Genomic DNA, 11,096 nt, shown 5'->3' with positions numbered 1-11,096 from the left:
GCGCGCGAACAACCCAGTACGCGAAATAACCTGAACTCTCTCGTCCGTTCCTACTAAGACCTAGCAGACCTAGCAGACCTAGCCGGATTTCGATTGTCTATCGGAACCAGGATAACCTGCGAACCTCGTAGAGATTATGGGTGCCGCGCGGATAGGTCTCGATAGCCTTATTAAGAAATGAGACAGCAGATACGCGTGAGGCCGTGCTGATTCGTGGGCAACTGTGCTTGCCCGAGGGCACTGGTCGCGAAGCGTGTCTATGTCAGGATTCGCGAGAAGGAGGGTTTCACACATCGGTGGCTCTGGCGAGCACCGTGCTTTTGGGGCACCCATGAATAGAAACTGCACGCTGTGGACACTTAGGGTAGTGCGGTTAAAAGCGTTTTCTTTGCTTCGTTTCTTTGCCGCTTTGGGCAAAGAAATGACGTGCCGCCACGCACAGTGGCTAACAGTGATAAAGAGAATATCCGACTCACGCAGACCACTAACACTGAAAGCAGCAACCCGACATTGACCCCGACCACTAACGCAAGAACCTGGCACCCCGGTATTGACCCAGCCCGACCGCCAACCTCAAAAAGACCAACAATCCAGCCCTTCATTCCCACCCAACCGCGCCAGCAGACCTGACCGTCCCGGTCCACCGGCGCGAGCAAACCTCAAACCTTACTTCAAAGCTCCACCCTGGAACCACGCGGCAAGTTTCTGCCGCTCCCCATCGGTCATCTGGGTGACATTGCCTAGCGGCATCGCTTTCAACACCACAGCCTGCTGATAAAGCCGCTGCGCATTCAACGAAATCGACTCAGGCGTATCCAGCAAAACCCCAGCCGGCGCAGCCCCCATCATCGTCGGATGAGCTGCATGACACGTAGCACACCGCTGCGTCAAGATCGGCTCAATATCGGCCACACGAATCGCGGGCGCTCCGGCCACTGGCGCAACCGTCGGCACCCCCTTCGGCATCGTCCACGCAAACGCGCCAAACATCAGCAGCACACCAATCACCGGCAAATACCACAACACCTGCCCACGATGACGCATCACAAAGAACTGTCGAATCAGCGCACCGGCCAGCATGATGATCAGCAACACAGCCCAGTTATACGGATGCGTGTAAGTCATCGCGTAGTGGTTCGACAACATCACGAACACCACCGGCAACGTGAAATACGTGTTGTGCACCGAACGCTGCTTGCCACGCTTGCCATAAATGGCATTGGGCACTTCGCCCTTGAGCATGGCTGCAACCATCTTCCGCTGACCGGGAATGATCACGAAAAACACATTCGCCGACATGATCGTGGCCAACGTCGCGCCCGTAATCAAATACGCTGCACGCCCTGCAAACACATGGCAAGCCAACCACGCCGCGATGACCACATAGGCGCCCACGCAGATTCCGAGCAGGCCATCGCGATTGCCCAGTAAGCGGCACAGCGAGTCATACACAATCCAGCCCGCCAGCAAGAAGCCCAGCGCCGATGAAACCGCCACCACGGGTCCCATATCGAGCACGTTTTTATCGATGAGATACGTGCTCGGCGAGAACAGATACAACACCATGAACAGGCCAAAGCCGGACATCCACGTGGTGTACGACGGCCACTTCGACCAGTGCAGGTCGTCGGGCATGTTCGGCGGAGCGACCGTGTACTTCTGCATGTTGTAAAAACCACCGCCATGCACGTGCCACAACTCGCCAAACACGCCGCGCTTGGTCGCCGCGGGATCCTTAGGCGGCTTCAGGCTGTTGTCGAGCGCCACGAAATAAAACGACTCGCCAATCCACGCAATCGCCACCACCACATGCAGCCAGCGCAAAGCAAGATTCAGCCAATCAACAATAAAGCCTTGCATGAAACGTCTCCACTACGAATTCTGTTATCCACACTTCAGACGGACGCCGGATCGAAATCAAACAGCGTCAGTCGGAGTAATCGACTCTCAAAGAAGATCTCAGCTACCGCGATACGTGCTGTACGCCCAAGGCGAGACCAGCAGTGGCACGTGGTAGTGCGACGTGGCATCGGCAATACCAAAGCGCAACACCACCCGGTTCACGAAACGTGGTTCAGGCAGATCCACGCCGCTCGCCGCGAAATAATCGCCTGCATGAAACACGAGTTCGTATTCGCCAGCGACAAAAGCGTCGTCCTGTAGCAACGGCGCGTCGCAACGGCCATCCGAATTGGTCTGCGTGGTGAGGAGCGCGCGCCGGGCATCGCCGGTCAGCACGAAAAGTTCGACCTTGATACCGGCGCCGGGGCGACCGTGCGCGGTATCGAGTACGTGGGTTGTGAGCTTGCCCATTCGCGTTGTCCTTATAGTGTGCGAGGAGCGGCTGCGCATCGAACCGTCTGAGTTCTCGTCTGTGTTCTGACAATCAGCGGCGGATCGAGGCTCCACAAGCGTGGCTACATACCCGTCGGCGTGAGAGGATGCGCGCCGTGTCCAGCATTGTAAAAAGTTGCGGCGATCATAACGCCCGCGATAGGCAAGATAATCGCCAGCACATAACGGATACCCGCTTATTGCGGTTTCGTAAAGAAAACGTCAGCGTTCCAGCCCGGTTCCAGCCCTTTCCACCGCTTCCCGGCGATGCTACGCGAGCCAAAATTAACGATCATATCGAGTCCGTGAAGACAACTATGGCAGTGTGCGCATTGTCAGGGGCTTTTTGGCTACGGACAGTAGCGTCTTGCACAGCGGCTTACACAGAGGTTGGCTGGGCATCCCGAAGACGGCGATCGACGCTGGGTAACCGGGTAACAGGCGCGGATTCAAGCGGTGCTTTTATGCTTTTGCGCCCTCGGTAAAACAGTGAAATAGCGGAGATCGGCATGCAACAGAAACCCCGGACATTGCTGGTGAAGAACGCGCGCGTGCTCGTGACCATGGACGAGACACGACGCGAGATCGCCAATGGCGGTTTATTCATCGAAGGCAACCGGATCACGCAGGTCGGCGCGACCAGCGACTTGCCGCAACAAGCGGATGAGGTGCTGGACCTGTCAGGCCATCTGGTGATTCCCGGCCTGGTCAACACGCATCACCATATGTACCAGAGCCTCACGCGGGCTGTGCCGGCCGCGCAAAATGCCGAGTTGTTCGGCTGGCTCACCAGCCTGTACAAAATCTGGGCGAACCTGACGCCCGAGATGATCGAAGTATCGACGCTGACCGCCATGGCCGAGTTGCTGCTCTCGGGCTGCACGACGTCGAGCGACCATCTTTACATTTATCCGAACGGCTCACGCCTGGACGACAGCATTGCGTCGGCGCAACAGATCGGCATGCGTTTTCACGCGGCGCGCGGCAGCATGAGCGTCGGGCAGAAGGACGGCGGATTGCCGCCCGATTCAGTGGTCGAGAAAGAAGACGCGATCCTGAAGGACACGCAGCGCCTGATCGAAACATATAACGATGAAGGCCGTTACGCGATGCTGCGCGTGGTCGTGGCGCCGTGTTCGCCGTTCTCGGTCAGCCGTGAGCTGATGCGCGATTCGGCGCTGCTGGCGCGGGAATACGGGGTATCGATGCACACGCATCTGGCCGAGAACGTGAACGATGTCACGTACAGCCGGGAGAAGTTCGGCATGTCGCCGGCCGAGTACGCGGAGGATTTGGGCTGGGTCGGACCGGATGTCTGGCACGCGCATTGTGTGCAGCTGGACCGTGCGGGTATCGAGTTGTTTGGGCGCACGGGCACGGGTGTCGCGCATTGTCCGTGTTCGAACATGCGGCTGGCGTCGGGCATTGCACCCATCCGGGCGATGCGGGACGCAGGCGTCACGGTTGGAATAGGCGTGGATGGATCGGCATCGAACGATGGCGCGCAGATGGTCGCCGAAGTGCGGCAAGCGTTGTTATTGCAGCGCGTGGGTTTCGGTCCCGACGCCATGAGCGCACGGGAAGCGCTCGAAATCGCGACGCTGGGCGGCGCGAAGGTGCTGGGCCGGGATGATATCGGCGCGTTGGCGCCCGGCATGGCAGCCGACTTCGTTTCCTTCGATCTGAGCCAGCACGGCTTTGCGGGCGCGTTGCACGATCCCGTCGCGGCGCTGGTGTTCTGCGCGCCGTCGCAGGTATCGACGAGTGTTATCGACGGGAAGGTAGTCGTGCGCCACGGCCAGTTGACGACGGTCGATCTTGGACCGATCGTCGAGCGTCACAACCGGCTGGCGGGCCAGCTGATCGCCATGGCCAACTAATCAAGGCTAAGGCGCTTCGATCAGCGAGCGCGTGGCATCGGCGACGAGGTGGCGAAGCCACCGCACTTCGTCGGAGTAATGGCAGCGCTCATGCCACAGCTGGTAGTACTGCATCGGCGGGAAATCGAGCGGTGCGGGCACCACGGTCAGCGGCAGGAACTTGGCGTAGTGATCGGCGAACAGACGCGTGGTGGTGAACACGAGATCCGACTTGATCAGCACGTACGGCGCGAGATTGAAGTAGGGCAGCGTGACGACCACATGGCGCTTGAGGCGCTCGCGAGCCAGATGAACATCGATCGCGCCGCGCTGGCCAACGGAATACGGCGTAGGAGCCAAGTGCGGCGCGTTGAGATATTGATCAAGCGTGAGTGCGCCGCGGCGGGCAAACGGATGATTAGAACTGACGAGACAAACAATCTTGTCGACGAAAAGATTCGAGAGATGCAGTTGTTCAGGCGGCTCGGGCCAGTTGCCCACGACGATATCGAGCTTGCCTTCCTCCAGCGCGAGTTCGTAGTCGAAAGCGGGGCCGAGCGAATGAAATTCGAGCGTGGCGTTGGGCGCGGCAATACGAAAGCGCTCCACCACGGTCGGCACGAACAGCACGTTCAGATAATCCGGGCAGCCAATGCGGTAGCACCGCACTGAAGTAGACGGTTCGAAGTTGTGCTGCTGAACCTTGATGCGTTCGATTTCCCGCAGCGCGTTTTGCGTGGGTTCGAGCAGGCGCAGGCCGTACTCGGTCGGCACCATGCCCGCTTTGCCGCGCACAAGCAGCGGATCGCCGGTGATGTCGCGCAGGCGCCTGAGCGCCGCGCTGATCGCGGGTTGTGACTGATTGAGCTTGACGGCTGCGCGCGTGACGCTGCGCTCCATCAAGAGGGTGTGAAGGACGCGTAACAGGTAAGTGTCGATCGCTTCGCGTTGCTGACTCATCTTCTCTCCAATATACGGTCAGGCTGATCGACCAGGGTGCAGAACATATCGTTTTTAATATGACACATAGTTTTCGTCAAGCTGGGCATACCCGCAAGCACGTTCGTTGCACGCTGTGCAACACCGTGTTGTTGCTAATTGCGCGCACTATTTTGAGTAATCGACGGCCCGCACCGTTTTGGGTATCTTTTACTCGCAGACTGCAAGTTTCCGTTGCTGACATGCCGGTCAATCCGGTTTTGCGCAATTTCCGCACTTTCTGAGTCCATATGGGCGACGCCATTTCCTCATCCATTCAGCCGGGCGGCGCGCTTGCTTCGCGCCTCGCGCTTCACGGCATCAGCAAGCAATATCCCGCCGTCAAGGCCAATGACGACGTGACGCTTATCGTCGAACCGGGTGAAATCCACGCCGTGCTCGGCGAGAACGGTGCGGGCAAGTCCACGTTGATGAAGATTATCTACGGCGCGGTGCGGCCGGACGAAGGCGAGATTCGCTGGGAGGGCGCGCCGGTCGAGATTAGTAGTCCGGCGGCCGCGAGAAAGCTGGGTATCGGCATGGTGTTCCAGCATTTTTCGCTATTCGAGACGCTGACGGTGGGCGAAAACATCGCGCTCGCTCTCGACGATAAATTCGATCTCAAGACGCTCGGCAAACGGATTCGCGAGGTATCGGCGGATTACGGGCTCGATGTCGATCCGCAACGCCACGTACATAGTCTCGCGGTGGGCGAACGCCAGCGCGTGGAGATCGTGCGTTGCCTGCTGCAGAACCCGCGCCTGCTGATCATGGACGAACCCACGTCTGTGCTCACGCCGCAAGCGGTCAAGAAGCTTTTTACGGTGCTGAGAAGGCTGGCGTCGGAGGGATGCAGCATTCTCTATATCAGCCACAAGCTTGATGAAATCCAGGCGCTGTGCCAGACCGCGACCGTCATGCGCGGCGGCCGGGTGACGGGAAGCGTGGATCCACGCAAGGAAACCCACGCATCCCTCGCACAACTGATGGTCGGCCATTCGCTGCCCGACTACACGCGTCGCGAACATACGCCGGGCGAGGTGAAGCTCGCGGTGAAGAACTTGTCGGTGGCGAGTGCCGATCCATTTGGTACGTCGCTGCAGGACGTCTCGTTCTCGGTGCACGCGGGGGAAATTTTCGGCATTGCGGGGGTATCAGGTAACGGGCAGGCCGAGTTGCTCGCCGCGCTCTCTGGCGAGATCCGCGATAAACATATCGCGCCCGATGCCATCACGATCGTCGGCCAGCCCGCCGCGCGTTATAGCGCCGGTGGACGGCGCGCGCTCGGCTTCGCCTTCGTGCCCGAGGAACGCCTTGGGCGCGGCGCGGTGCCGGCCATGTCGCTGGCGGAAAACGCGCTGCTCACCGGATATCGCGAAGACATGGTGCATGGCGGCTGGATCAGCACGAAGGCCATGCGCGCGTTCGCTGACCGCTGCATCAGCGCCTTCGATGTCCGCTGCGGCGGCAACGGCGCGCTCGCACAAAGCCTGTCGGGCGGCAACTTGCAGAAGTTCATCGTGGGACGGGAGATCCTGCAGGAGCCGAAGGTGCTCGTGGTCGCGCAACCGACCTGGGGCGTCGATGTCGGCGCGGCGGGTTTCATCCGTCAACAACTCTTGGATCTGGCCGCGCGCGGGGTGGCGATTCTGGTGATATCGGAAGAGCTGGAAGAACTCTTCGATATCTGCGACCGCCTCGCCGTTCTCGCTCGGGGCAAGCTTTCCCCGGTCCGCGAAACCGGTCTGACTAACGCAGAAGAAATTGGCCTCTTCATGGCCGGTCTCTTCGATGGCAATCGTGCCGACCCCGTCGCCCTCGACACCACGGCTCCGACACAATGAATTTCCCCTATCGACTCGAAGCGCGCCCGACGCCGTCCCGTGCCATGCAGCTTGCCGTGCCGCTGGTCGCCGCAGTGCTGACGCTGATCATCGGCTTTTTGATTTTTACGATCGTGGGCCAGGATCCGGTGCGCGCGATGCACGGCTTTTTCATCGAACCGTTGTCGAACGTGAACGGCTGGTCCGAACTCGTGCTGAAGGCGTCGCCGCTGTGCCTGATCGCGCTTGGACTGGCGGTGGGGTATCGGGCGAACGTGTGGAATATCGGCGCTGAAGGGCAGATGTTATTAGGCGGGATCGTGGCGGGCGGCATAGCCATTCATGTCGGCGATGCCACCGGCTGGTGGATCCTGCCGCTGATGATGATTGGCGGCGTGATAGGCGGCATGGCGTGGGCGGCCATTCCCGCGTTGCTCAAGAGCCGTTTCAACACCAACGAGATCCTGACGAGCCTGATGCTCACCTACGTCGCGACCCAGTTGCTGATCTATCTGGTGAGCGGTCCGTGGCGTGACCCCGAGGGCATGAACTTCCCGATCTCGGCGATGTTCGGCGATTCGGCGCAATTCCCCCGCCTTTACAGCGATTGGGGCTGGGCATGGCTGAAGGGCACGCGGATCAACGCGTCGGTATTCCTCACGGTGATCGCGATTCCGCTGGTGTGGCTGTTCATGCGCAAGAGCTTCGCGGGGTATCGAATGAATGTGGGTGGCCTGGCGCCGCTGGCAGCCCGCTACGCCGGTTTCTCCGATAAAAAGGCCATCTGGACCTCGCTGCTCCTGAGTGGCGGTCTGGCCGGGTTGGCGGGCATGGGCGAAGTGGCCGGACCGATTGGGCAATTGCAGGCGAGCTGGTCACCCGGATACGGTTTCACGGCGATCATCGTGGTGTTCGTCGGGCGCTTGCATCCGGTCGGCATCGTGCTCGCGAGTCTGCTGATGGCGTTGCTGTATCTCGGCGGCGAAGCAGTGCAGACGTCGTTGCAATTGCCGCAGGCGCTCGCGGGCGTGTTCCAGGGATTGCTGTTGTTCTGCCTGCTGGGCGCGGACCTGTTCGTCAACTATCGCGTGCGGCGCCGGGTCGCGGCGCATGCACATTCGTAATCGAAAAGCGGACTAGAAACCCTATGGATATCAATCAGGCCAGTTCGCTTTCATCGAGCGCTGTCGTCGCCGCCATTCCGCTGATGTTCGCCGGCGCAGGTGAGCTCGTCGCCGAGAAGTCGGGGGTGTTGAACCTTGGCGTGGAAGGCATGATGCTGATGGGCGCGGTCACCGGCTACGCCGTGACCGCGATCACCGGCAATCCGTGGCTCGGCATTCTGGGCGCGATTGCCGCGGGCGTGCTGATGTCGCTTGTGTTCGCGTTCCTCACCATCACCATGCTCGCGAATCAGGTTGCGACGGGGTTATCGCTGACTATCTTCGGGATTGGGTTCTCGGCGTATATCGGCAAGCCTTATACGTCGGCGGCGGTACGCGCGACTATCGATGTGCTGCCCATTCCCGGTCTTACGTCCATTCCCGTCATCGGACCCGCGTTTTTCACGCTGACACCGCTCGGTTATTTCGCGTTCATCATGTTTGGCGTGATCAGCTGGTTTTTGTATCGAACTCGCGCCGGGCTGGTATTGCGCTCGGTGGGCGAGTCGCCTTCGGTCGCGCATTCCGTGGGTTTTCCGGTGGTCGGCGTACGTTACGGCGCGACGCTTTTCGGTGGCGGCATGGCGGGTATTGCCGGCGGTTATTACTCGATCGTCTACCTGCATTTGTGGCAGGAACAGCTGACGTCCGGGCGCGGCTGGATTGCCTTGGCGCTGGTCGTGTTCGCGACATGGCGCCCGGGGCGGCTGCTGATTGGCGCATTGCTGTTCGGCGCGGTGATGGCGCTGCAGTTCTACGCGCAAGCTATCGGCGTGCCCATCCCGACGCAATTTCTCGCCATGTTGCCGTACATCGCCACGATCGTCGTGCTGGTGCTTATTTCGCGCAATCCGAACACGATCAAGCTGAACGCGCCTGCATCGCTCGGCAAGCCGTTTTTTGCGGCTAGTTGATGGCGGGGTGGGGGCGAGTGCCTGGGGCGTGGCCTACGCGGCCTCTTAGCCTGCGCCTAAGCGCGAATGGCATGCGCGGCTCGTCAGGCGTTGGCGCGTAGCAGCCGTGAACGCGGCATCTGGTCACCGATATGAGGTGCGTCCATCGCACTCGCTGACGCGCTTGAAAGATGGACTGATATTCCGAACACAGGCCCAATTTTGGCCAATGACACTGCGGCACGATTTTTACAAACACCATCGAAACATCGACAGGAGAAGCACGATGAAGAAAAGCTGGCTGAACACCTTGGGCGCAGCTGGAGCCGTGGGCACGATGCTCGCGCTATCCGCCACGATGGTCGCCGGCCCCGCGCGGGCCGCCGATGTGCCGGGCATTGCGTTCGTCTACCTGGGCAATCCCGGCGATGCAGGCTGGACCTTTGCCCACGATGCCGGCACGAAGGAAGTGGAAGCCAAGTACGGCAACAAGATCAAGATCACGCGGGTCGAAGACGTGCCGGAATCGGCGGATTCGGAGCGTGTGTTCCGCGATCTGGCCGCGAAGGGCAACAAGGTTATCGTGGGGACCAGCTTTGGTTACCAGGACTTCCAGCTGAAGGTGGCGCGTGATTACCCGGACATTACGTTCCTGACCGCGACGGGCTACAAGAAAGCGAAAAACTTCGGCGTCTTCGATGACCGTATGTATCAAGGTGCGTATCTTGCCGGCGTGGCGGCGGGTTATGTAACGAAGACGAATACGCTGGGTTTTGTTGCGTCGGTGCCGATTCCTGAGGTGATCCGCAACATCAACGCGTACACGATGGGCGCGCGTTCGGTGAATCCGAAGATCCATACGAAAGTGATCTGGATCAATAGCTGGTTTGACCCGGGTAAGGAAAAGCAGGCGGCGGAAACGTTGATCGGGCAGGGTGCTGATGTGCTGTTGCAGAATACCGATTCGAACGCGACGCTGGCGACTGCCGCTGAGAAGAAGGTGTACGCATTTGGGTGGGATTCGAACATGAAGAAGTTCGGACCGAGCGCGCATTTGGGGTCGGTGGTGCAGCATTGGGGCGTGTATTACAACACGATGGTCCAGCAGCTTCTGGATGGCAAGGTCAAGACCGACCCGGTTTGGCTGGGCATGCCGCAAAAGGCGGTGGATCTCGAGGACGTGAATACCGCCGTGGTCCCGGCCAAGGGAATGGAAGCTGTCGCGGCCAAGCGTGAACAACTGCAGAGCGGCAAGTGGGACGTTTTCATGGGTCCGATCAAGGACCAGTCGGGCGCGGTCAAGATTGCGGCTGGCCAGAACCTGACTGATCCAGAACTGCAACGTATCAACTGGTATGTTGAAGGCGTTGACGGGTCGTTGCCGAAGTAATTTGGGAGCGGGATAGTTTGCGAAGCCGGTGGGGAGGCAATGCGATTTCGCAAAACTTACCTGTTGATTGTCATCGTTTCCGTCATAAGAAAAGGCCGCGCTTCGATGAAGTGCGGCCTTTGTTGTCTGCGTCGCGATTAATCTTAATCGTCGATTCGCAGTCCAACTTTAAGCGTGACCTGCCAGTGCGCGACCTTGCCGTCCTCGACTTGCCCGCGGGTGCCGATGACTTCGAACCAGTGCAGGTTGCGGAGTGTTTTGGAGGCTTTTTCTAGCGCGATACGGATTGCATCGTCGCTGGATTGGGTCGACGACCCGGTGAGTTCGATTTGTTTGTAGACGTGATTGGTCATTGTGTTCTCCTTTGATTGCTGCCTGTCGGCATTGCACGTTAAGTGGCGTTCGTAGGACTCAGCAAATCATGCGCCAAGGGGGGATCGTTCGCACTCGGTTTTTTTACGGGGGGGCGGACGGGGGTGGGGTGGGGTGGGGTCGGGTCGGGTTGCTAGGGTCTGGGGTTAGCGGTCGGAGTCTATGCCGGGGTGGTGCTTTCGGTGTCAGTGGTCTGCGTGAGTCGGATTTTCTCTTTATCACTGTTAGCCACTGCGCGTGGCGGCGCGTCATTTCTTTTATATGAACGTCCCCGTTTGCGCCAG

9 protein-coding genes are annotated in these 11,096 nt (G+C 59.7%); 5 read left to right on the top strand and 4 right to left on the bottom strand.

Translation table 11 applies throughout. From position 1 onward, the window contains the following. Nucleotides 1–666 precede the first annotated feature (666 nt). Nucleotides 667–1,860 (bottom strand): urate hydroxylase PuuD, encoded by a 1,194-nt coding sequence (locus GSQ93_RS13895; RefSeq protein WP_158936271.1) that lies wholly within the window; start codon nucleotides 1,858–1,860, stop codon nucleotides 667–669. 99 nt (nucleotides 1,861–1,959) lie between these two features. Continuing rightward, nucleotides 1,960–2,313, bottom strand: coding sequence for a hydroxyisourate hydrolase (gene uraH, locus GSQ93_RS13890; protein ID WP_158936270.1), 354 nt, complete (start codon nucleotides 2,311–2,313; stop codon nucleotides 1,960–1,962). A 530-nt stretch (nucleotides 2,314–2,843) separates the two neighbouring features. On the opposite strand from uraH, the gene GSQ93_RS13885 reads away from it, so the two are divergent. Continuing rightward, the gene (locus tag GSQ93_RS13885) at nucleotides 2,844–4,214 is read left to right on the top strand and encodes an 8-oxoguanine deaminase (RefSeq protein ID WP_158936269.1); all 1,371 of its coding nucleotides are present in this window, start codon (nucleotides 2,844–2,846) and stop codon (nucleotides 4,212–4,214) included. Nucleotides 4,215–4,220: 6 nt separating this feature from the next. Here GSQ93_RS13885 and GSQ93_RS13880 read toward each other — a convergent pair whose 3' ends face one another. After that, on the bottom strand, nucleotides 4,221–5,153 hold the full coding sequence (locus tag GSQ93_RS13880) for a LysR substrate-binding domain-containing protein (RefSeq protein ID WP_047896764.1): 933 nt from the start codon (nucleotides 5,151–5,153) through the stop codon (nucleotides 4,221–4,223). Nucleotides 5,154–5,422: 269 nt separating this feature from the next. Between GSQ93_RS13880 and GSQ93_RS13875 the strand changes: the two genes are divergently transcribed. The 4 genes from GSQ93_RS13875 to GSQ93_RS13860 all read left to right on the top strand — a co-directional run bounded on the left by GSQ93_RS13875 (nucleotide 5,423) and on the right by GSQ93_RS13860 (nucleotide 10,440). Then, entirely contained in the window at nucleotides 5,423–7,015 is a 1,593-nt protein-coding gene (locus GSQ93_RS13875) for an ABC transporter ATP-binding protein (RefSeq protein WP_158936268.1), read from the top strand. Continuing rightward, the gene (locus tag GSQ93_RS13870) at nucleotides 7,012–8,118 is read left to right on the top strand and encodes an ABC transporter permease (RefSeq protein ID WP_158936267.1); all 1,107 of its coding nucleotides are present in this window, start codon (nucleotides 7,012–7,014) and stop codon (nucleotides 8,116–8,118) included. Before GSQ93_RS13875 ends, GSQ93_RS13870 begins: the two co-directional genes overlap by 4 nt. Before the next feature lie 23 nt (nucleotides 8,119–8,141). Next, nucleotides 8,142–9,071, top strand: a complete 930-nt coding sequence (locus GSQ93_RS13865; protein ID WP_158936266.1) for an ABC transporter permease — start codon at nucleotides 8,142–8,144, stop codon at nucleotides 9,069–9,071. A gap of 316 nt (nucleotides 9,072–9,387) precedes the next feature. Beyond that, nucleotides 9,388–10,440, top strand: a complete 1,053-nt coding sequence (locus GSQ93_RS13860) for a BMP family ABC transporter substrate-binding protein (RefSeq protein ID WP_254073875.1) — start codon at nucleotides 9,388–9,390, stop codon at nucleotides 10,438–10,440. 143 nt (nucleotides 10,441–10,583) lie between these two features. Here GSQ93_RS13860 and GSQ93_RS13855 read toward each other — a convergent pair whose 3' ends face one another. Further along, nucleotides 10,584–10,793, bottom strand: a complete 210-nt coding sequence (locus tag GSQ93_RS13855) for a dodecin (RefSeq protein ID WP_158936264.1) — start codon at nucleotides 10,791–10,793, stop codon at nucleotides 10,584–10,586. Nucleotides 10,794–11,096: the final 303 nt, after the last annotated feature.

The organism is Burkholderia sp. S171, assembly GCF_009766085.1.
In the GTDB taxonomy this organism is placed as follows: Bacteria; Pseudomonadota; Gammaproteobacteria; order Burkholderiales; family Burkholderiaceae; genus Caballeronia.
This window is presented reverse-complemented; position numbering and strand designations above follow the sequence as displayed.

Bases quoted from the DNA above. Each gene is read 5' to 3' on its own strand.
- GSQ93_RS13895 (WP_158936271.1), bottom strand. From the start codon at position 1,860: ATGCAAGGCTTTATTGTTGATTGGCTGAATCTTGCTTTGCGCTGGCTG.
- GSQ93_RS13870 (WP_158936267.1), top strand. From the start codon at position 7,012: ATGAATTTCCCCTATCGACTCGAAGCGCGCCCGACGCCGTCCCGTGCC.
- GSQ93_RS13875 (WP_158936268.1), top strand. From the start codon at position 5,423: ATGGGCGACGCCATTTCCTCATCCATTCAGCCGGGCGGCGCGCTTGCT.
- uraH (WP_158936270.1), bottom strand. From the start codon at position 2,313: ATGGGCAAGCTCACAACCCACGTACTCGATACCGCGCACGGTCGCCCC.
- GSQ93_RS13885 (WP_158936269.1), top strand. From the start codon at position 2,844: ATGCAACAGAAACCCCGGACATTGCTGGTGAAGAACGCGCGCGTGCTC.
- GSQ93_RS13865 (WP_158936266.1), top strand. From the start codon at position 8,142: ATGGATATCAATCAGGCCAGTTCGCTTTCATCGAGCGCTGTCGTCGCC.
- GSQ93_RS13855 (WP_158936264.1), bottom strand. From the start codon at position 10,793: ATGACCAATCACGTCTACAAACAAATCGAACTCACCGGGTCGTCGACC.
- GSQ93_RS13860 (WP_254073875.1), top strand. From the start codon at position 9,388: ATGCTCGCGCTATCCGCCACGATGGTCGCCGGCCCCGCGCGGGCCGCC.
- GSQ93_RS13880 (WP_047896764.1), bottom strand. From the start codon at position 5,153: ATGAGTCAGCAACGCGAAGCGATCGACACTTACCTGTTACGCGTCCTT.